The sequence below is a fragment of the Thermococcus sp. genome (assembly GCF_027063845.1).
GTDB lineage: Archaea > Methanobacteriota_B > Thermococci > Thermococcales > Thermococcaceae > Thermococcus.
Genome location: NZ_JAMOQU010000092.1, coordinates 1 through 20,476 on the forward strand (window position 1 = coordinate 1; position 20,476 = coordinate 20,476).

At 54.3% G+C, this 20,476-nt stretch carries 21 protein-coding genes; 14 read left to right on the forward strand and 7 right to left on the reverse strand.

Features of this window, described 5'->3' with window-relative positions:
• Window positions 1-107 precede the first annotated feature (107 nt).
• From MVO87_RS06995 to MVO87_RS07040, 10 genes are all read left to right on the forward strand, one after another.
• Entirely contained in the window at window positions 108-1,373 is a 1,266-nt protein-coding gene (locus MVO87_RS06995) for a TIGR00375 family protein (protein WP_297552695.1), read from the forward strand.
• A gap of 85 nt (window positions 1,374-1,458) precedes the next feature.
• Window positions 1,459-2,697 (forward strand): ATP-binding protein, encoded by a 1,239-nt coding sequence (locus tag MVO87_RS07000; protein ID WP_297513685.1) that lies wholly within the window; start codon window positions 1,459-1,461, stop codon window positions 2,695-2,697.
• Window positions 2,694-3,647 carry a thiamine-phosphate kinase gene (locus MVO87_RS07005; RefSeq protein ID WP_297513681.1) on the forward strand — a complete coding sequence of 318 codons (954 nt, stop codon included), beginning with the start codon at window positions 2,694-2,696 and terminating at the stop codon, window positions 3,645-3,647. Before MVO87_RS07000 ends, MVO87_RS07005 begins: the two co-directional genes overlap by 4 nt.
• Before the next feature lie 16 nt (window positions 3,648-3,663).
• Window positions 3,664-4,542, forward strand: coding sequence for a lysylphosphatidylglycerol synthase transmembrane domain-containing protein (locus MVO87_RS07010; RefSeq protein ID WP_297513680.1), 879 nt, complete (start codon window positions 3,664-3,666; stop codon window positions 4,540-4,542).
• Entirely contained in the window at window positions 4,518-5,663 is a 1,146-nt protein-coding gene (locus tag MVO87_RS07015) for a glycosyltransferase family 4 protein (protein WP_297513677.1), read from the forward strand. The genes MVO87_RS07010 and MVO87_RS07015 overlap by 25 nt, the downstream gene beginning before the upstream one ends.
• Window positions 5,656-6,378 carry a polysaccharide deacetylase family protein gene (locus MVO87_RS07020; RefSeq protein WP_297513674.1) on the forward strand — a complete coding sequence of 241 codons (723 nt, stop codon included), beginning with the start codon at window positions 5,656-5,658 and terminating at the stop codon, window positions 6,376-6,378. The genes MVO87_RS07015 and MVO87_RS07020 overlap by 8 nt, the downstream gene beginning before the upstream one ends.
• Before the next feature lie 24 nt (window positions 6,379-6,402).
• The gene (amrS, locus tag MVO87_RS07025; protein WP_297552702.1) at window positions 6,403-7,452 is read left to right on the forward strand and encodes an AmmeMemoRadiSam system radical SAM enzyme; all 1,050 of its coding nucleotides are present in this window, start codon (window positions 6,403-6,405) and stop codon (window positions 7,450-7,452) included.
• A 2-nt stretch (window positions 7,453-7,454) separates the two neighbouring features.
• Complete coding sequence (locus tag MVO87_RS07030) at window positions 7,455-8,249, forward strand: hypothetical protein (RefSeq protein ID WP_297513672.1); 795 nt, start codon at window positions 7,455-7,457, stop codon at window positions 8,247-8,249.
• Window positions 8,250-8,442: 193 nt separating this feature from the next.
• Window positions 8,443-10,317, forward strand: coding sequence for an S-layer protein (locus MVO87_RS07035; RefSeq protein WP_297552697.1), 1,875 nt, complete (start codon window positions 8,443-8,445; stop codon window positions 10,315-10,317).
• A gap of 51 nt (window positions 10,318-10,368) precedes the next feature.
• Window positions 10,369-11,148 carry a hypothetical protein gene (locus tag MVO87_RS07040; RefSeq protein WP_297513898.1) on the forward strand — a complete coding sequence of 260 codons (780 nt, stop codon included), beginning with the start codon at window positions 10,369-10,371 and terminating at the stop codon, window positions 11,146-11,148.
• Here the strand turns inward: MVO87_RS07040 and MVO87_RS07045 are convergent.
• Window positions 11,138-12,883 carry a radical SAM protein gene (locus MVO87_RS07045; RefSeq protein WP_297513895.1) on the reverse strand — a complete coding sequence of 582 codons (1,746 nt, stop codon included), beginning with the start codon at window positions 12,881-12,883 and terminating at the stop codon, window positions 11,138-11,140. The genes MVO87_RS07040 and MVO87_RS07045 overlap by 11 nt on opposite strands.
• A gap of 46 nt (window positions 12,884-12,929) precedes the next feature.
• On the opposite strand from MVO87_RS07045, the gene MVO87_RS07050 reads away from it, so the two are divergent.
• On the forward strand, window positions 12,930-13,463 hold the full coding sequence (locus MVO87_RS07050) for a rubrerythrin (RefSeq protein ID WP_297513892.1): 534 nt from the start codon (window positions 12,930-12,932) through the stop codon (window positions 13,461-13,463).
• Here MVO87_RS07050 and rsmA read toward each other — a convergent pair.
• The 6 genes from rsmA to MVO87_RS07080 all read right to left on the reverse strand — a co-directional run bounded on the left by rsmA (window position 13,441) and on the right by MVO87_RS07080 (window position 18,545).
• Window positions 13,441-14,274: a 16S rRNA (adenine(1518)-N(6)/adenine(1519)-N(6))-dimethyltransferase RsmA gene (gene rsmA, locus MVO87_RS07055; protein WP_297552699.1), complete on the reverse strand. Its 834-nt coding sequence runs from the start codon at window positions 14,272-14,274 to the stop codon at window positions 13,441-13,443. The genes MVO87_RS07050 and rsmA overlap by 23 nt on opposite strands.
• A complete protein-coding gene (locus MVO87_RS07060; protein WP_297513886.1) occupies window positions 14,271-14,894 on the reverse strand; it encodes a DUF655 domain-containing protein in 624 nt (207 codons plus the stop codon). Before MVO87_RS07060 ends, rsmA begins: the two co-directional genes overlap by 4 nt.
• Before the next feature lie 69 nt (window positions 14,895-14,963).
• Window positions 14,964-15,332 carry an RNA polymerase Rpb4 family protein gene (locus MVO87_RS07065; protein ID WP_297513907.1) on the reverse strand — a complete coding sequence of 123 codons (369 nt, stop codon included), beginning with the start codon at window positions 15,330-15,332 and terminating at the stop codon, window positions 14,964-14,966.
• A 2-nt stretch (window positions 15,333-15,334) separates the two neighbouring features.
• The gene (locus MVO87_RS07070; protein ID WP_042689191.1) at window positions 15,335-15,631 is read right to left on the reverse strand and encodes a 50S ribosomal protein L21e; all 297 of its coding nucleotides are present in this window, start codon (window positions 15,629-15,631) and stop codon (window positions 15,335-15,337) included.
• 178 nt (window positions 15,632-15,809) lie between these two features.
• Window positions 15,810-17,324, reverse strand: coding sequence for a CGP-CTERM sorting domain-containing protein (locus tag MVO87_RS07075; RefSeq protein ID WP_297513904.1), 1,515 nt, complete (start codon window positions 17,322-17,324; stop codon window positions 15,810-15,812).
• A 60-nt stretch (window positions 17,325-17,384) separates the two neighbouring features.
• On the reverse strand, window positions 17,385-18,545 hold the full coding sequence (locus MVO87_RS07080; protein ID WP_297513881.1) for a tRNA pseudouridine(54/55) synthase Pus10: 1,161 nt from the start codon (window positions 18,543-18,545) through the stop codon (window positions 17,385-17,387).
• Window positions 18,546-18,590: 45 nt separating this feature from the next.
• Here MVO87_RS07080 and MVO87_RS07085 point away from each other — a divergent pair, with 45 nt between their 5' ends.
• From MVO87_RS07085 to MVO87_RS07095, 3 genes are all read left to right on the forward strand, one after another.
• The gene (locus MVO87_RS07085) at window positions 18,591-18,884 is read left to right on the forward strand and encodes a transcriptional regulator (RefSeq protein ID WP_297513880.1); all 294 of its coding nucleotides are present in this window, start codon (window positions 18,591-18,593) and stop codon (window positions 18,882-18,884) included.
• Window positions 18,885-18,946: 62 nt separating this feature from the next.
• Window positions 18,947-20,266, forward strand: a complete 1,320-nt coding sequence (gatD, locus tag MVO87_RS07090) for a Glu-tRNA(Gln) amidotransferase subunit GatD (protein ID WP_297552704.1) — start codon at window positions 18,947-18,949, stop codon at window positions 20,264-20,266.
• The gene (locus MVO87_RS07095; protein ID WP_297512484.1) at window positions 20,266-20,472 is read left to right on the forward strand and encodes an antitoxin family protein; all 207 of its coding nucleotides are present in this window, start codon (window positions 20,266-20,268) and stop codon (window positions 20,470-20,472) included. The genes gatD and MVO87_RS07095 overlap by 1 nt, the downstream gene beginning before the upstream one ends.
• Window positions 20,473-20,476: the final 4 nt, after the last annotated feature.

Genomic DNA, 20,476 nt, shown 5'->3' on the forward strand with positions numbered 1-20,476 from the left:
TCAGGGGACCGAACGACAGAAGGCTCATCGGCGTCGTGACCAAAAAGGACATATACACCGCATACTACCGCGGACTGGAGGGGATGTACATAGACTGAGGTGGTTTCATGCTCGTTGACGCTGACCTACACATCCACTCGCGTTACTCGAAGGCTGTTTCGAAGGCAATGACGATACCCAATCTTGCAGAAAACGCGCGCTTCAAAGGTCTCGGCCTGGTCGGGACGGGCGACATACTCAACCCCCACTGGGAGGCAGAGCTTCTCAAATACGCGAAAAAAGTTGACGAAGGAACCTACGAGCTCAATGAAGTCCGCTTCCTCCTCACAACTGAGGTCGAGGACAGCAGGAGGGTTCACCACGTCCTAATCTTTCCAAGCATCGATACCGTCCGCGAGATGAGGGAAATCCTCAGGAGGTACTCAACAGACATCGAGACCGAGGGAAGGCCGCACCTGAGCCTCTCCGCGGCTGAAATAGCCGACATAGCGAACGAGCTCGGTGTCTTAATCGGCCCCGCTCACGCCTTCACCCCCTGGACGAGCCTATACAAGGAGTACGACAGTCTGGAGGAGGCATATGGAGGAGCTAAAATACACTTCCTCGAGCTGGGCCTCTCCGCCGACAGCGAGATGGCCGATATGATAAAGGCCCACCACAGGCTTACCTACCTCAGCAACAGCGACGCCCACTCGCCGATGCCCCACCGCCTCGGGCGGGAGTTCAACCGCTTTGAGGTTGAGGAGGTTACCTTTGAAGAAATTCGAAAGGCGATTCTAAGGCGCGGTGGGAGGAGAATCGTCCTGAACGCTGGTTTGGACCCGAGGCTCGGCAAGTATCATCTAACGGCCTGCTCCCGCTGTTACGCCCACTACTCCCTCGGCGAGGCAAAAGCCTTCAAATGGAGGTGTCCAAAGTGCGGCGGTCGGATAAAGAAGGGCGTTCGCGACAGAATCCTGGAATTGGCTGACACTAACGAGAGGCCAAAGGACAGGCCTCCCTACCTGCGCCTCGCTCCCCTCGCCGAGATTATCTCAATGGTCATCGGCAAGGGGGTTGAAACCAAGGCCGTTAGGCTGATATGGGAACGCTTTTTGAGGGACTTCGGGAGCGAGATTATGGTTCTCGTTGACGTTCCCGTCGGGGAGCTTGCCAGAGTCCACGAGGAAGTGGCAAAGGCTATATGGGCCTACCGCAACGGGAAGCTCATCGTTATCCCGGGTGGTGGCGGGAAGTACGGGGAGATAAAGCTCCCTGAGGAGATAAGGAGGGCGAGGGTTGAGGAGCTTGAGAGCGTTGAGGTGGAAGTTCCTGATGAAACCGAGAGGCCGAGGCAGAGGAGCATAACGGACTTCCTCAAGGTTGCCCGGTGAGATTGGCAGGATTCGTGAAAAGTTGCCAAACGTGATTGGCAAAATCTTTAAAACTTTGCCAATTGAAATTAGCAAGGTGTGAGTGATGGAAAGCGTTAGGGAGGTCGTCGAGGACTACCTTGAACTCGACGTTGGAGGTGTTGAAAGGGAGCTTGATATCCCTCTGCCGAGGGTTCCGAGGGCAATGGCAATAACCGGCCCGAGAAGAGCGGGTAAGAGCTTTTACATGCTCCAGCGGTTCAAAGGTCTCCTTGGAAAGGTTCCCGCCCTCTACCTGCCTCTTGACGACGATAGAATTTATCCCCCAACGCTCAAGACTCTCAACGAGTTCCTTGAAGTCTTTCACGAAATCTACGGTGAGAAAAAAGGCGTTCTCTTTCTGGACGAGATTCAGGAGGTTGAAAACTGGGAGCTCTTCGTCAAAAGGGCAATCTCTCTCGGCCACACGGTTTTCGTTTCCGGCTCATCATCTAAGCTCCTCAGCAGGGAAATCGCGACCCAGTTGAGGGGAAGGGGAATTTCGTTTGAACTCTACCCCTTTTCCTTCAGGGAGTTTCTCCGGGCCAAGTCCTTCACACCTGGAGAATCCCTTCCAAAGAAGGCAAGAGTTAAGGCCCTCCTCGAGGAGTACCTCCTATGGGGTGGCTTCCCCGAGGTCGTTCTCGAAGACTCAGAGCTTTTGAAAAGAAGAACCCTCGAAGGCTACGTCGATTTGATACTCTACCGCGACGTTGTTGAGCGCTTCGGGGTAAAGAACACGAGGGCGCTTAAGCTCCTCCTGAAGCTTATCGGCTCGTCCTTTGGCAGGGAGTTCTCGGTGAGCAAGACGGTTAGATATATGAAAGGCATGGGAGTCGAGACCAACAGGAACACGCTGTCCGCTTACCTTGAACATCTTGAGGACGCGTACCTCGTTCTGAGGGTCAGAAGGCTTGCGCCGCCGAGGGAGAGCGAGAAGGCCCCTCCTAAGGTTTACCTCGTTGATTCTGGCTTGGCGAGGGTGTTTAAGGATAAGGTTGAGTTCGGAAGGCTGATGGAGTCCGCCGTTTTAGTTGAGCTTTTTAGGCAGGGAATCAGGCCGTACTACCTCAAGACCCACAAGTTTGAAGTCGATTTTGTAATCCAGGAAGGAGATTATTACAGGCTGATTCAGGTAACACGTTCCACCGAGGGGACTCTCGAACGGGAAATCAAAGCCCTTGAGGAAGCTTCAAAGGTGCTACCCGTTCGCGGAAAGGTGCTCATAACGTGGGACGAGGAGGAGAAAATCGGAGACGTTGAACTGATACCCCTGTGGCGGTGGCTCCTGGGGGTGAAAAGGTGAGGGAATCCGAAATCATAGACCTCTTCCTCAGGCACCTCAAACGACAGGGTGATTTACCCCTCGGCGATGATGCTGGAGCTTTAAGGCTCGGCGAGAAGTGGCTCGTCGCGACCAACGACATGCTCGTCAGGAAAACGGACGTGCCCGATATAATGACTCCCGAGCAGGTCGGCTTCAAGGCCGTAACGATGAACGTGAGCGATATAGCTTCGATGGGGGCGGAACCGCTCGGCTTCCTCTTCTCCCTCGGCATCCCAGGGGATTTGGATTCGGACTACCTTGAGGGGATTGCGAGGGGAATCGGTGAGGCCCTCGACTTCTACGGCCTTCCCGTCCTGAGTGCGGACACCAACGAGGCCGACGACCTCATCATAGACGGTATAGCGCTGGGGCTTGCCGAGAGATTGCTCACGCGCTCGGGGGCAAAGCCAGGGGAATTGGTCTGCGTCACCGGCGACCTGGGGAGGGCCTTGGCTGGCTACCTTGTCTGGAAGAACGGGCTCGAGGTGAGCGACGCCGTCAGGAAGGCCCTCTATGAGAAGTTTCTCAAGCCAAAGGCGAGGGTTGGGGAAGGGATTGCGCTCTCGAAGGTCGCCAGCTCGGCGATAGATATAAGCGACGGCCTTGCGAAGGAGCTTTACATCCTCGCGGAGATGAGCGGTGTTGGAATCGAGGTTTATCCGGAGAGACTTCCTCTCGGGGAGGGCGTTGATGAAGTGGCGGAGCTTTTAGGCCTTGACCCGGTAAAGGTCGCCCTCGCGAGCGGGGAGGAGTTCGAGCTTGTCTTCACGGTTCCACCGGACATCGTGGAGGGCATTGATTTTGAGTTTTCGGTTGTTGGGAGGGTTGTTAAAGGAACGGGCATCTACTTTGTTGTTGGCGACCGGAAGGAACCCCTCCCCAGGCTTGGATGGGAGCACCTGAGCCACCAGAAGATTTATAATCGCTGAGGTGAAGGACTTCCGTATGTTGGGTAGTATTAAAATGGAGGTACTGACCGGCATTCAGGAGGTTAGATGCGCGAGTTTGCACTACTTTCTTCCAGCCATAGCAACGTATTACGTGAGTGTTCTCCTCTTCGCCCTCCGCTGGAAGTACGTTCTCAAGGGGACGGGCGTTGACGTTCCCCTCGCTGAGCTCTTCAAGGCCAACCTTGCGGGTCTCTTCGTGAACAACATAACGCCGATGAGCAGGGGTGGGGGTGAACTTCTCAGGATGGCGTGGATTTCCAAGCTTCAGGGGGTTCCAATGAGAATCTCAGCCGTTAGTGTGGTCTACGAGAGAATACTCGAGTCGATACCCGTCATGGTAATGGTAGCTCTGGGTTTCCTGTACTTCACGACTTCTGAAGCCTTCGCCTTGGCTCCCCTCGTGGTGGGACTCGTCCTCGTATGGCTCAAGTGGGAGAAGTTCATAGAGCTCACCCTTCGCCTCTTCAGGGTGAACCTCTCGGAGGAAGAGCGGGAGAGAATAGTAACCCTTAGGAAACGTGGTGACGTCAACCTGGTTGGGATAGGTATCAGCTCCTTAGTCTGGGTTCTCGACGTTCTCAGGCTCAAGCTAATCACGCTGGCAATAGGTTTGAACGTCTCCCTCCCAGTTTTAGTCCTCGCCTCGGTTATCAACCTGATACTCGGTATCGCCGCCTTCACTCCGGGTGGGATTGGAGTCGTTGAGGGTGGCTTGGTCGGGACGCTCACATACCTGGGCTTCCCTCCAGCGACGGCCGTTTCAACCGTGCTGCTCGAAAGGTTTATCTCCTATGTTCTTGGTAGCATATCGGGGTTGCTGGTGCTCTTCACGTCCGGGGGAAGGGAAGTATGGAGAGCCTTAAAATCGCGCTAGTGAGCGACTGGTACTATCCAAAACTCGGTGGCGTCGCGGTTCATATGCACGACCTCGCGCTTTACCTGAGGAAGCTCGGTCACGAAGTTGATATAATCACGAACGACCGTGAGACCGGAAAGGAAACCGAGCTGGAAAGGGAGGGGATAGGTCTAATCAAGGTTCCAGGTTACACCTTTGGGAGCATTGGAATCAATATGACGGTCTTCTCCAGAAACGCCTCTCGTCTCATTCCATACGTGCGGAACTACGATGTCGTTCACGGTCAGCACGCTTTCACTCCCCTCGCCCTCAAGGCCGTCTCCGCCGGTAGGAAGGCTGGCAAGGCCACTCTCCTGACAACGCACAGCATCAACTACGAGAACTCACCCCTGATAAAGGCCCTCGCCAGGATGGCCTTTCCATACTACCGATACTACCTTCACAACCCACACAGGATAATCGCCGTCAGCAGGGCCTCAAAGGAATTCATGAGGCGCTTTACCCGCGTCCCTATCGAAGTAATCCAGAACGGTGTCAACGTGGATTTCTTTGACATTCCCCTTTCAAAGGAGGAAGCCAAGGAGAAGCTGGGTCTCGGCGAGGGGGTCATCCTCTACGTGGGCAGGCTGGAGCCGAGAAAGGGGGTCAGCACGCTCATCAATGCGATGAAACACGTGGATGGAACCCTCCTGATAGCAGGCCAGGGAAGCATGCTTCCCCTTCTCAGGGAGAGGGCAAAGCTCCTCGGCGTATCCAAGAAAGTAAAGTTTCTCGGGGTGGTCGAGTACTCGAGGCTTCCCCTCTACTACCGGGCAAGCGACGTCTTTGTCCTCCCAAGCCTGAGCGAGGCCTTTGGCATAGTCCTTCTCGAGGCAATGGCCAGCGGGACACCTGTCATCGGAACGAAGGTAGGTGGAATCCCCGAGATAATCGACGGCTGTGGGTTGCTCGTTCCGCCCGGAAACGCGAAGGAGCTCGCCAATGCCATAAACCTGGTTCTCAACAACCAGAGCGTTGAGAGGCGCCTTAGCAGGCTTGGGAAGAGGCGGGTCGAGAAAGTCTACGACTGGAATGTAGTGGTCAGGAAAATTGAGGCTCTCTACCGTGAGGTTCTCGACGAGGTGGTAGGGGATGGATAAAATCGTTATTCTAACATTCGATGTTGAGGGGGATTGCCCTCCGTTTGCGGAAACCCGAAGGGGCATGGAGGAAGGCTTGCCGAGGGTTATGGACCTCCTCGAGGAGTTTAAAATCAAAGGAACGTTCCTCTTCACCGGCAGAATCGCGGAGGAATTCCCGGAGCTGGCTGAGTGCGCTGGGAAGAAGCACGAGCTCGGCTGTCACGGCCTTGAACACGAGCGATTTGACCGGCTTTCCTTTGAGGAGGCAAAGCGCAGACTTGAAGAGGCGAGGGAAATTCTTTCCCGCTTCTCCGACCCTGTCTCCTTCCGCGCCCCCAACTTTCAGTTTCCAGATGGGTACTACCGCATTCTTGCCGAGCTCGGCTTTAAAGTCGATTCGACGAAGGCCAGGCACAAGGGCTGGGGAGAAGGAGTTACCGAAATCAACGGCGTTCTTGAAGTTCCCGCCACGACTACCTCTATAGTTACGCGCCTTCCCTGGAGGATACAGAAGAGGTTTCACCGGAAGTTTGAAAGTCCAATCGTTTACATCTTTCACCCCTGGGAGTTCGTTAGAATGCCCAGGACCCTTAGACCCGATTGCTGGTTTGGGACTGGAGAAAGTGCCCTGGAAAAGCTCAGGAAGCTGATTGAGTTCCATCTCGATAACGGCGCGAGATTTTTAACGCTTCGGGAGTTCTACGAGGAATACCAAAAGCTTAAACGTGAGTGAACGGACTCTAATTGGGTGAGAGTTATGAGGGAGGCCCTTTACTGGGAGCCCCTCGAGGGGGGCAAAGTTAGGTGTAAGCTCTGTCCTCTCAACTGCATCATCAGCGAGGGAAAGAGGGGTTCCTGCAGAATCAGAAAGAACATTGGGGGTAAGCTCTACACGCTCAACTACGGTAAGGTCTCCTCCATAGCCGCAGATCCCGTGGAGAAGAAACCGCTCTTCCACTTCTGGCCCGGCTCGTGCGCGCTCTCGATAAGCACCGTTGGATGCAACATGCACTGCAAGCACTGCCAGAACTGGGAGATAAGTCAGGCGGATGAAAGCTTCCCCTACCTCCACGATATGACGCCCGAGATGGTCGTTGCCATAGCGAAGCGCTACGGCTGTGAGAGCATAGCCTACACCTACAACGAGCCCGTAATCTGGTACGAGTTCGTCCTCGACACGGCGAAGCTCGCGAAGAAGGAAGGAATCTACAACCTCCTCATCACCAACGGCTACATCAACGAGGAGTCCTTCAGGGAGCTCGCACCCTACATCGACGCGATGAACATCGACATCAAAGCCTTCAGCGACGAGTTCTACATGAAGATAGCCGGGGTTCCAAGCGGTGAGCCGAGCAGGAGGACGGCAGTTATAGCCAAGAAGGACTTCGGAATCCACGTCGAGCTGACCTACCTCATAATCCCGACGCTCAACGATAGGGAAGAGGAGATACGGGCATTCGCCCGCTGGGTGGTTGAAAACCTCGGCGACGACACGCCGGTGCACTTCTCGCGCTTCTTCCCGCACTACAAGCTTAAGCACCTTCCGCCGACACCGCTCGAAACGATAGAGATGGCCTATCGCGTAGCTAAAGAAGAGGGCCTGAAGTTCGTCTATATCGGCAACGTGCCGGGTCATCCTGGGGAGCACACTTACTGCCCCCGTTGCGGAAAGCCTTTAATAGTCCGCTACGGCTTTGAGATTACCGAGTACAAGGTCACCGAGGATGGAAGGTGTAAGTACTGCGGTGAGAAAATCCCGATAGTTGGCACCTACAAGAAAAGGCGCTATCCGGGGATGTGGTGGTGAAAATGGGCAAGATTGAGGCGATTTTTTACATCGAAGGCCTTTCCAACGACAAGAAAGCTTTAGAAAGCGCTGTAGAGAATATTGTAAGAGAGCTAAAGGGGGAGACCCTGGTCGAAGTTCTCGAAATTAACCCCGAGGATATAATGGAAGGGGAAGGGGTACTCAAGTACTCCTCAGTAATAGAGGCGAAAGTTCGGGGAACCTTTGAGGGAGTCGTCAATGCCGTCCTAAAGTACGGTCCTGCCATCGTTGAAGTTCTCGCTCCCGGTAAAATCGAACTGGACTCAAAGAGCCTTATGAAGATTCTCGGGGATGTGTCCCTCGTAATGGGGAAGCTGATGAACAAATTTGGCAGTCTCGCGGCCTATCCGGACCTGAGCGAGATTCCAGAACCGAGGATTGGGTATTCGAGGGAAGAAATTGAATCCCTAATTCTCGACGACAGGTACATCAGGTACCGCCTGGTCATTGAGGTCTCAGGCAAGGATAAAGCCTCCGTCGAGGAAACTATGAAAAAGGCCCTGTCGCTGGAGGGATGTTTGATAAACCTCATGGCACTGGAGGGCTCAGAGGAAGACGGAGAGTTCAAGGGACTCCTTGCGGTTGAGCTCTTGTCGAACTTTGAGACGCTGTTCCAGCTGGTTGGCAAGTATGCTCCTGTTGCCATCTCGATCCTTGAGCCAGAAATCATAGACGTTACCGCGGGGGAACTCCAGAACACTTTGACTGACCTTGGAGGCTTCGTTAACGAGCTCACGAGCAGACCAGTTAAAAAGGCCCTTATGTCGAACCAATGATATTATCGGCAAAAGGCGAATTTGCCATAGGCATTTAGTTAAGCTTTCTTTTATCATTTACGGCAATCGGCGAGCTTTTTTGGGCCAGTGAAAGGGTCTGAAAGCGAAAAGTATATATACCCTTTGGGCACCAAATGACAGTGACAACACTTAGATGGGGCTGTAGCCCAACAACTTAAGGAGGTGTTGTGAAATGAAGGTGAAGAAAATCGCGGCACTCGCCGTTGGTGCCGCAATGATTGGCGCCACCATCGGCTTTGCCAGCGCCACTACCGATGTTCAGAAGATACCGAAGAGCTTCTTCGTTAAGTCTGACGGTACCCCGAACGTTAAAATCGTGGTTGGAAGCAACGCTGCTGCTATGGACGTTGCGAGCGCTGCTGACATAGCTGTTGCCCTTGGAAGCCTGCTTTACACCACCAAGCAGGTTGAGGCCCAGGATGCTTACGTCAAGATTAAGGCTGAGTACCCACCCGAGACCGAGGCTATGTGGACCATCTACGCTTACAACTTCACTACCATAACCGAGGACCACGGAGTTAGCAACATAACTGAGTGGGCCACCTCTTACAAGGAGCTTCCTGGTGACTACTGGTACAACGGTGCTGCCTTTACTGCCAACTACACCGAGTGGCAGGGCGCATTTAACGTCCCGGTGACCCTCGAGGGCAAGGACAAGGCTGGCAAGTACAGTATTGACTGGCACGTTACCATAGAGAACCCCGCCCTCAAGAGCATTGACCCGAGCAACTGGACCAAGGTTGCTCCTCCGAAGAAGGCTGACCTTGTCGTCGAGCCGGGCAAGCTCAGCATTTTCGTTGACTACGTCCTCTACAATTACAGCGTTACCACCACGAAGACCGTTGTCCTCGGTAAGCCGGAGTGGGGTACCAAGACGGAGAGCAAGAACGTTACCAACTATTACATCGGCGACGCTGAGGAGGTTGCTGCCAACGGCGGAACCATTGTTGAGGAAGTCTTCCCGGGCGTTAGCGGTGGTATGAGCTTCACGGTCTTCGGTAAGGAGTACAACGTCCTTGAGGTCGGCAACGGCACCTTCACCGCCGGTATGATACCCGAGGACAACCCGATGTGGTACGAGGTTGGCCAGAGCAAGACCATTCCGGGAACCAACTGGGTTGTTACCGTCCTCGACATCAACCTCCAGGAGACCAGGGCCCTTGTCATAGTTAAGGACGCCGCCACCGGCGCCCAGACCGGTCAGGTCATCCTCGACAAGGACGCTCCGAAGTACTTCGTCGAGGAGGACGGCCAGGTTGAGGCCTACGACAGCCTTGCCGCCGCTGGCAACAAGGCTGACCTTGTGCTCAAGCTTGAGGACACCTTCGTCGGTATCGACAACCACATCATCGCCAGCATCTACGCCGAGTATGGCATCCAGACCCTCGGTCCGGTCTTCCATCCCGCCGACGGATGGAATGCTACCGTCAGCACTGCCCTCAAGGACGGCAAGTGGTACATTACCAACATAACCCTCGTCAACGCCGTTAAGAAGGAAGGCAACCCGATTGACGTCTTCGGTGTCTACGACCTCAAGTACAAGTACGAAGAGAAGGCCTACGAAAAGTACTACAACCCAGCCACCGACGAATTCGTTGAGGCCCCGAAGGACAAGTCATACATCGTTGCTTACGCCTACATCTGCCTCAAGGAGAAGGAGGGCAAGGTCGTCGAGAAGGAGCTCAAGGTTGGCGACAAGATTCCGGACAGCGACTACACCATCGAGGGCATCTACGCTACCGCTACCACCATCGAGCTCAAGCCCGTCACCGAGCCGATTGTCTACATGGACTACGAGATTAACGTCAACGACCCAGGAAGCAACCTCATCCTCGTCGGCGGTCCTGTTGCCAACAGCGTCACCAAGTACCTCGTCGAGAACAACGTCAGCGAGGTCGACTGGTACAGCAGCGCTGGCGACGTTGAGTACCTCCAGGACGCCCTTGGTGGCTACGACGTCGTCATCGTTGCTGGTGCCACCAGGAACGAGACTAGGGTTGCCGCTAAGAAGCTCATGGAGCACATCGCCGAGCTCGCGAAGGAGTGAACTCCTTCCCCTCTTTTATCTTCGCTTCTTATTCTTGGGGAGGTCTTTTGAATGAACAAAAAGACAGTTGCTCTAATCATTGTACTGCTCGTTGTTCTGGCGCCAGTCTCCTACGTTCTCTATAGCTACTCAAAGTTCTCCAATGTTATTAACCCTGGAAATCCCAAGGGCGAATCTCACTACGTGGTTTTGTACTCCGGTGGTCAGTTCTACATCATGAATCCAGCTCAGTACAGTCAGGTTCAGAAGTCTCTTCCTCCCGGTTCGAAGGCCTTTAACATAACCCTCAAAAGTTACATAACGGGCAGTCCAGAAGTTGACCTAAACCTTACGCTGAGGGGTCTCTACGATAGATTTGTGATAGTCTTAGGAAGCCCTGATGTTCAAGAGTGCAAGACTAATCCCAATCTTTACCCTGGAAGTTGCCAGTTCAGGACAGCCGCTGTTACTGAGATTTCCGCACTAGTGTCGAGTATATTTTCAATGAACTACTATCTGCTCGCGAAGTCCAAGGGCTATGACAATGCCAGTGCAAAGGAATACGCCTATGAACAGACCCAGCGGAGACACGATGTTGCCTATCTAAGCTTCTGGACAAAGTTCGAGATAGGCAGGGGAGCCCTCGGAAACGAAAAAGTGCTAACGGTCCTTCTCATCGGGCCAGCTGAAGGCGCGAAGTGCAATTGCGTTTACATCCCCCGCAAGGGTCTTCTCGTTATCGAGGGGACAACGGACGAAACCCTTCGCGCGGAGATAGTTCTCATTGAGAACATCATAGGGTTTCAGTGGCCCGAGGGCAAAAACCCAGAGATAGTCTCGGCTACAGGCTGATTTTTCCCTCCAGGATTTCCCTTTTATCCTCCCCAACAACCCTGAAGAACTCATTCTCGTCCCTGAAGGGTCTCTTTGAGAGGATTCTGGTTGCTGTCTTCTTTCCGATTCCGGGGATGAGTTGCAGAACCTTCGGACTCTCGCGGTTCACGTTTATCGGAAGGGGAACTCCCGTTATGCTCCTGAAGCCGTGGTCAACTATGAGAACGTCGTAGAAGCGGTTGAGGGGGACTTCCTTGGGAATCCCCACGATGAGTGGGTAGCTTCCTATCTGCCTTCCGTAGGTCAGGCCATTGTCAAAAACCTCAGTCCGAACGTCCCTCAGCACAGTTCCAACGGGGACGACCCTCTTGAGCATCGGCAGGTCAATCTCGTGCCTTATCTTGTGCCGGTAGTGCTGAATCAGCCGCTTGTGCCTTTCAGTCCTGACCTTGTTCCGCATATGCCACAGGGGCGTTCCAGGGAAGACTACGACCTGCCTTATGTTTATCCTCCTTACCATCAGCCCGTCGTCGAGGAGCCTTTTGAGGAACTGGAAGGTTATCTCGTAGCTCTTCTTTGTCTCGCCCGGCAGGCCGAAGATTATGTTTATCCCCGGCAGGAGCCAGGGCATCCCGTTGTAGCCTCTCCTCGCGCCGACCTTGTTGAGAATCTTCACGGCCTCGTAGGTTTCCTCGGCGGTCGCGTTCAGATTGTTCAGTCTGGCAACCTTCGGGTCGGCGCTCTCAAGGCCGAAGGCAACGACGTTGCCCGGCGTCCCGTACTTTATGAGCGCCTTCGCAATCCTCACACTCTCCTCCGGGTAGTTGGCTATAACAGCTGGGTTGGCGTTGTCCACGTGGAGCGTTTTAACGTCCGGGGCGACCGAACGAATTCCGGCGAAGAGCTTTTCAATGACATCGGGGTTAGGAACCGGAACGCGTCCGTTCGGCCTCGCCATATAGGAGAATATACAGCTCTGTCTCCCAACCCTGAAGTGTCTCACTCCGAGGTCGTAGAGGGCCTTTACCTCGGCGACAACGTCCTCAACAGGCCTGTCCTCGACGGTTTTATAGCGAACTGGCTCGGTGCAGAAGGAACAGCCCCCTATGCCCATCGCCTTTGGACAGCCCCGCTGGGTTTCAATCTCCACGATGACGAAGTCGGGATAATCGGGAAACTGCTTAACCACCTCAGCGCCGATAATTGCATAATCGCGCAATTCGTTATAATTCCTGAACCTGAAGGGGTCAGCGTCCTTTGGGTTAGTCAGGTAATCGAAGAGAAAGGCCTCAAGGTCTCCGTAGACGACGTAATCAAAAACGCTCTCGGCCAGCTGGAGCTCCCGGCTCGTGATTTTGACGCCACCCATCGAGGCCGAACCCATGAACGCTGGCCCGCCAAGGATTTTGGTCGCCTTCACGTCCCTCAGGAACCGTGCCACCTCTTCAACGCTTCCCGGAACGGCGGAGAGGTATTTTCCGGGTGTGTGGAGACCACCAATGTAAACTACCAAATCGGCCTTCTCCAGAATCTCCCTGGTCTTTGGAAAGTTGGGGGTCTTGTTCCTAGTCTCTATCCCTCTCTCACCGAGGAAGGTCGCGCGCAGGTCGTCAATCGTCAGGTAGAATACCTGGGCGTCCTTTCGGGCCTTCTTTATCGCACCGTAGGCGTATCTGGGGTAGATTCCAAGGTAGGGCGGGACGCCAAGACCCGCCGGCTCATCGGTGTAGCCGTCTATCAGCACTATCCGCATGTCCCGCCGTACGCGATGGGTTTTAAAAACCAATCGGCCAACAGTGATGGGGGTAATCATGGAAGGGGGAGCCGTTCCCGGCTGGGTTGATGAGGTGCTGAAAGAGCTTTCGAGGCTCGGTCCAAAGGAAATTCTCTCGCATATCATCACGCAGGAGCTCAAGAGGGCCGAGCTCTACTACGAGCTTTACGAGATGAGCGGCGAGGTGACGTGGGACCAGAGGGTGCCGAGACTTTTCAAGCACCTTTATGAGAACTCCCTTAAACGGGCAGAAGGCTACGTTAATCTCTTCCGCGAGCTTTTTCCGGGAGAGTCCCTGGAACCGCCCAAGGTTGATACACCCGGCCCTAAAATTTTAAAGGACCGGCTCTGGAGGCTGGTCTATTCCGGCAACGTCGGTGAAATAATAGAATACCTGATTCAGTTTGAAGACCTCTCTGACAGAATCCTGACGAGGCTTGAGGGACTCCTCTCTGAGGACGCTAAGGAGGCCCTTTCCCGGGCAAGGGCGCTTGAAAACACGAACCGAGAACTGTTGAGGGAGCTCTACCGCGAGCTCACGGGTGAGGAGCCCCTATAATCCCCTCCTCCTTCAGACGCTCTTCAATCTCCTTGACTTCAGCCGGGCCGAGCTGAAAGACCCTCTTGTCCGAGTGGGGGACGGAGTTCAGCAGGTTTCTCACTTCTTTGAGCTTTCTCTTGTCAACTCCGAGCATGTGGGCCGACTTCTTGAGGGCCGAAGCGACCGTGCTCCTTCTGTGCTGGAAAAGGGCCTTGACGAGGTTTTCGTCGAGCTTTATACGCTCGTCTCTCGGTTTTGGCTTGATTACGACGACGGCCGAATCAACCTTCGGTCTCGGCCAGAAGGCACCCTTTCCAATCCTCTCGACGAGCTCGACGTTGGCCTTCGCCTGAACCATCAGCGAAAGGCGCGAGTAGTTCTTGTCTCCTGGTTTCGCCACCATCCTCTCGGCGAACTCAAGCTGGTAAATCAAAACCGCCCGCTCGAAGTCGTGCTTTAGGAGCTTGAAGGTCACCGGCGAGGAAATCTGATACGGCAGATTGGAGACCATCTTGTTGAATTCCGGCCACTCAACTTTAACTGCGTCCCCCTCGATGAGCTCAACGTTCGGCCATGCGTACTCCTTCCTGAGAATCTCTATTATCCGCCTGTCCCTCTCGATGGCGTAGACCTTTCCCGCCCTCTCGGCGAGCTCCTTTGTGAGAACGCCCAGACCCGGCCCAATTTCGAGAATGACATCACGTTCACTCAGCTCGGCCCTCTCCACGTTCCTCTCGATGATGTCGGGCACTATTAGAAAGTTCTGACCGAGGTCGCGGTTGGGCCTGAGGTTGTACTTGTAAATAAGGGAGAAGAGCTCGTCCCTCATCCCCTGAAAATCCTCCTGTGGCCGACGAAGAGCTTGTAGCGGTCCTTGTCCTGGAGCTCATCAACGATTCTCTTTGCTATCATCTTGACCGGATCGGGAAGACCCTTAACGCGCTTTCTCAGGTCCTCAAAGCTCTTAAATGGCTCCCTCTGCCTCTCTTCGATGATTTCCCACATATGCTTCTTTCCTATGCCTGGCAGGAGCTCGAGGCTGTGGAGCCTGTTGGTTATCGGCGGGGCGACGTTGAAGAACTGGACAAAGCGCTCCTCGTTGTTCTTAACAATCTCCTCTACGACGTACGGAAGCTCGGCCTTCGCGGTGTCGGTCAGGTCGTTGTAGGTTATCTTCTTGTTGATGAGGAGGATTTTATCGCGGTGCCCCTTGCCGATGAAAACCCTCTCGTAGAGCATGAGGTCCTCTTTGGGCGTTACCTCGAGGAGCGTGAATGCCTTCTCACCGAGCACCTGGGCAACGGGCTTGCCCGTTCGCCGTCCAGTAGTCAGGTCAACGTAATAACCCTCTGGAAGGTAGTCGAGCACGTAGGCGTACTCCTCATATTCAAGGTTTCGCCTCTTCTTCTCGAGGCTTTCACGGTAAGAATGTCTCCTGTACCTGTCCATTCTCTCTCCCCCAGAACTTATTTTGGCCCGGAGTTTTTATACTTTCCTCACGCTAAGAAAAGGAGAAAATCAGTCGAGGGGCCGGTACTCGTCAACGAGCTTGACTATCTCCTCGGCCTCCTCAGGCGAGGGCATGTAGTCCTCCTTCGCGAAGATGACCCTGATGTCGAGGTAGTCCTCGGGGAGGATGTCCACTATCTTCGAGGCTATTCTGTCGTCAATCCAGTCAAAGAGCTCCATAAGCTTTTCCTTGAGCTCCTTCGCTTTCTCAGGGCTGAGCTTGGCGAACTTCTCGGCGTGCTCAAGACTAACCCTTGCCTCGTAGAACATCGGCTCCTCGGGGTTCTCCTCCATGCCCTCCTCCTTTCTGCGCTCGAGGAGCTCCTTGGTCTCGGCTATCGTGAGGTAGCGCTCCCCGAGCTTTTTACGGCCTATCATGCTCATCCCTTCTGTGGCCTGAGGTGAACCGGGTGTATGAAGAAGGTCTTAACCTTGCCCCCGTCCCTTATCTGGACGATGTAAGCATCGCCGCGCTTGCCGACGACGGTTCCAGTTCTTCCGTGGAACCTCGGGTCGGGCATGCCCTTGTGGTAGCTCGGCTCTATGACGATGTGAACCCTCTGCCCGACCTCAAACTCCTGAAGGAACCTGGTGAGCGGGGGAAGGCCCCTCTTTCTCGGCTTCTTACTGAGCTTACCCCTGGTCTTCCTCCTAAAGCTGTGCGCCTTCTGAACCATTTTCACCACCTCTCAACTTTTACGGGCCCCAACGGGCAAATTCTAATTTACGACACGGGATTTTTCAAGGGGGAATGCTTTTCGCTTCGTTTAGACTTAGGACTAACCCCCTGGGAATCACTAAAACCTACAAGGGCCCCTTTATAAATCTTTCACTCGAAAGGCGGAAAAAGGAAAGTCATCCGCGCCTCCGCAGTGTAGCGAGGAGAGAAAGTAGAAGGATGATTCCTGGCCCGCAAATGCTCTCTTTGGGCGAGTCCTCTATTGTGATTATTCTGGCAGGAAGTTCTTTTGTCTTCTCAAAGGTTACCGGTTCGTCCACTACCCTGATGCCGAGTTCGTTCGACTTAACATCTGGCCCTGGGGTTAGCAGGACCTGTACAGGATGCACCTCGATGTTGAAATTGTACCCTTTAATTTCAGGTCCACTGGGCTTAATCCCAAAGTTCGAGACTATTGCAAAGCCCCTGAAGTGCAACATCGCCCCCGAGGCGGTTGTTTCTCTCCAGAGGGCTATGAAGGAATTCCCGTTTGCACTCACCCCCTCCGGTTCTCCAAAGTCTCCGAGGGGTACAATCTCTTTCACGTCTTTCCCTTCTGTGACCGCGACAAAGCTGTCCACGACGGTTCCCATCGTGTTGGTTTTGATTATCGCATAAGTAGAGTTAAGACCGTTGCATGTCAGTCTAAAGGCCTCCACAATGGGGAGCTGGAAAATGAGGTGGCCGTTTGATGCCGTTAGAATTGGTGCCGGTTCAGTTGTGGAGGTTTTCGTGCTCAGGACGGTAACGTTTTCCCTCTTCTCAGTGCAGGTTTTCTCGGGAATCAGGGTGTACCGCTTGGCCCAGATGGTGGAGTTCCCGACGATTGCCCCAAGAACCGTCCCGTTTGAGGAGCCTCCAAGAAAGTAGACTGTATTCCCCAGAGAGAGCGCCGATTTTATGAAAAACCCCTTGAGCGAACTCGTGACCTCCCACATCCCGATGGGATTGCCCTCTTTATCGAGTCGCATGTAGTGCCAGTTCCTCTCATCGTGCAGTATCAGGTAGTATCCGTCCCTAACCTTTCCAATCGCCGTGCTGTAAAGTTCTCTGGGGCCGTGAGGTATCCTGTACTCTCTGGCCCAGAGGATTTTCCCGTTTTCATCGAGTGCCAGGACAACCGGAACCGTGACCTGTTCGTTCTCCCTGAAGCTGTCAACGTGGGTCGCGATGAGTATCTGGTTTCCTGCCTGGACAACGTCGTCAACGGTCATTATCCAGCCCGGGTTCACGTTGAGCAGGTAATCCTTGGACCACAGGAGCTTTCCGTCCCCATCGAGTTTAATCACCCAGATATCTGTGTGGTTTCCCCAGTCGCTCTGCCCTATGAGAAGAATTGAGCCGTTGGCGGTTGCCCTGAGAATTCTCGGTGAGGGGTGCAACGAGGCACCTTTTACGTTCTCACTCCACTTAAGCGAGCCGTTAGGATAAAAGTCCCCAATCCAGGCTCCTGGAACTACTGGCGTTCCATTGGTGGTCAAGTTGAACGGAACAACGACGACGAATCCTCCTGCCCCATCGCTCCCTACACCTGCTATCACCTCTGGATACGTTGCCATGCCCTTCGGAGGAGCAATTATAACCATAGAACCGCTGACGAGGCCAATAGTAAGCAATGCAACAAACACCCCTGGGAGAAACTTCCATGACATATTCGCCACCAAATCCAACTTTTTGGAGGAAATATAAAAAGATTTCCGAGGTAAACGTTTCTACTCGTCTAAGATGTTCAGAACGTCGAGCCTCTCGCACCAGGCTCTCTTCCCGAGCAAATCGCTGACGCTCGGCTTAGTTCTTCCTTTATCGCCGGAAACAAGTTCCTTGATGTAGAGCCCGCCGTCGGTGACGAGGCGAAGCTCGAAGTGCTTCTCGTCAACCCACCTTGCCTCTGCCTCGTGCACCTTCCTCACCCTCACCTTGTCGGCCCTCGCCTTCCTGACGCGCCAGGGCGTTCTCTGGTGTATCTCAAGTCTCCTAAGCTTTCTCGCAACTTCCTCGGCTTCCTCCGGCGTTACGCCCTCCTCGACGAGAACGAGCGCGAGGTATTCCTTTCTGTGGTTCTTCGTGAGAACCTCCTCAGCCTCCTTCGCCGAGACGAAGCGCAGGTCGAGAACCTCCACCTTTCCGCTCGAGTTTATCTCTTCCGCTATCTTCTCAAGGTCGACCTTTCTCATCTTCGGACTCTTAATTTCGACAATGAAGGGCCTTCCGTTGCCCAGCATTCTGACATCAACGTCCTCCCTTCCCGCGCCTTTGAAGACGCACTTGCCTTCGAAGGCCTTCGAAAACGCCCGGCAGATTATCGAGGCAACGCTGTCCTCGAACTCGGGCAGGGGCGTCTGGGGAATCCCACGCACGAGCTTTCTATAACGCCCGTAAACGTAAACCGGGTTGATTTGAAGCTCTATCTCACCAGAGAACGGCTCAACTATGAAAACAAGGTCTGGGTTCTTCGAGGTTTCCTTTCCCGTTGCCCTCCCGAATGCCTTGCCGAGCTCGCGGTTAAATTCTCTGTTTATCGGCTCGGCGGTGTCAATATTAAACTCCTCCCAGATGGCTCTCTCTTTCTCCCTGATTTCCTCCAGGAAGCGGGAACCGACGAGAAACGTCTCGAACTCGATACTCCTGCTCGCTTCCTTCATGGCCTCCACGAGGTCGGGAATCCTCTCAAAGATGTTGTGGCAGAGCTCACACTTCTCGGGCTCAGCTATCGGCTCCAACCCCCTCGCGGAGCGCTCCATGTTGAGGACGAACCTTATTGCCTCCCCTCGTTTCTCGTTCGTCCCCTTACCGAGCCTGGCGAAGAGCCTGCCGAGGCAGTGGTTGCAGAGCTGGTGCCTCTTAAGAACCTCCTCGGCCTTCTCGACTATCATCGTATCACCCTAAAGCTTTTTATTCCCCAGCCAAAGTTTCTCCCGATGGCCACTCGGAGGGAGCGGATAATAAGCCTTTTGGAGGAGCGGGACTATTCCGTGAGCGAGTTAGCCCAGGTCCTCGGAATCAGGGGCAAGGGAAGCAAAAAGCTAATCTTAGAGGACCTCAAGGCTATTCAGAAAATCCTAAGGCGAGAGGGAAAGGTTCTGCTCGTCAAACCAGCCGAGTGCAGGAAGTGCGGTTTCGTTTTCAGGCCCGAAATCAACATTCCCTCCCGCTGTCCGCGCTGTAAGAGCGAGTGGATTGAGGAGCCGAGGTTCAGGATTGCCGAGCGGTGAGGCAAAAGCCCTTATAAGCCGAGCCCCTATTCTCATCGGTTGAAGTGAGCGAGGCGATGCTTATGAGGAAGGTTGAGGAGTTCATGAAAAGGCATAACCTTGAGGTGGGCGACCTCGTTAGGGTCGTCAAGAGGGAAGGGAATGAGAGAATTACCTTTGAGGGCCTCGTGATGCCACCCTACGAGCTTTCGCCCGGTGAGACCCTGACGATAAAGCTCGACAACGGCTACAACATCGGTGTTCTCATCGACGCAATCGAGAGCGTTGAAATCCTTGAGAAGGCCGTGGAGAAGCCGAAGATGGAGTTCAAGGAGGTCCTTCCGCGGAAGGAGGGCCTCCCGAACGTCAGGATTCTCGGAACCGGAGGAACGATAGCGAGCAGGATTGACTACAAGACCGGAGCGGTTCACCCTGCTTTTACTGCCGAGGAGCTCGCGAAGGCCGTCCCAGAGATATTCGAGATGGCCAACGTTACGCCCGAGCTCATAATGAACATTCTCAGTGAGGACATGAAGCCTGCCTACTGGGTGAAGATAGCGGAGGAAGTTGCAAACGCCCTTAACAGTGGAGAAGACGGCGTTGTCATAGCGCACGGGACGGACACGATGGCTTACACAGCTTCGGCTCTGAGCTTCATGCTGAGGAACCTCACGAAGCCAGTTGTCCTCGTTGGTGCGCAGAGGAGCTCCGACAGGCCGAGTAGCGACGCGGCCATGAACCTCACCTGCGCGGTCAAGATGGCTACGAGCGACGTTGCCGAGGTCATGGTGGTGATGCATGGCGAGACGAGCGACACCTACTGCCTGGCCCACAGGGGCACGAAGGTCAGGAAGATGCACACCAGCAGGAGAGACGCCTTCAGGAGCATCAACGACGTCCCGATAGCAAAGATATGGCCCAAAGGCGAGATAGAGTTCCTCAGGAACGACTACAGGAGAAAGAGCGAGGGAGAAGTCATAGCCGACACGAAGATGGAGGAGAAAGTTGCAATCCTGAAAATCTACCCCGGAATCAGTGGTGAGATACTTGACTTCCTTGTGGACAGGGGCTACAAGGGCGTTGTCATAGAGGGGACCGGCCTTGGCCACGTCCCGCAGGACTTCATCCCGCACGTTGAGAGGGCCGTCCAGGAAGGCGTCGCCGTCTGCGTCACGAGCCAGTGCCTCTACGGCAGGGTCAACCTCAACGTCTACTCCAACGGCAGGAAGCTCCTGAAGGCTGGAGCCATACCCTGTGAGGACATGTTGCCAGAGACAGCCTACGTCAAGCTCATGTGGGTCCTCGGTCACGCCAACGACCTCGATGAAGTGAGAAAGATGATGCTCACCAACTACGCCGGTGAGATAACGCCCTACACGAGGTACGACACGTTCCTGAGGTGATGGGTGTGGGCATCAAAGCAGTTTATAAAAATGGGGTCTTCAGGCCTTTAGAAAGCGTCAAACTACCCGAGGGAACAGAGGTCGAGGTCATAGTGAAGAGCGCCGGTCCAATCCTGAGGAAATACGCGGGCATGTTGAAGAAGAGCGAGCATGATTGGGAGGCAGAGTACTATGAGTACATCGAGGAAAGAGCTGGCGGTAGTTGACAGC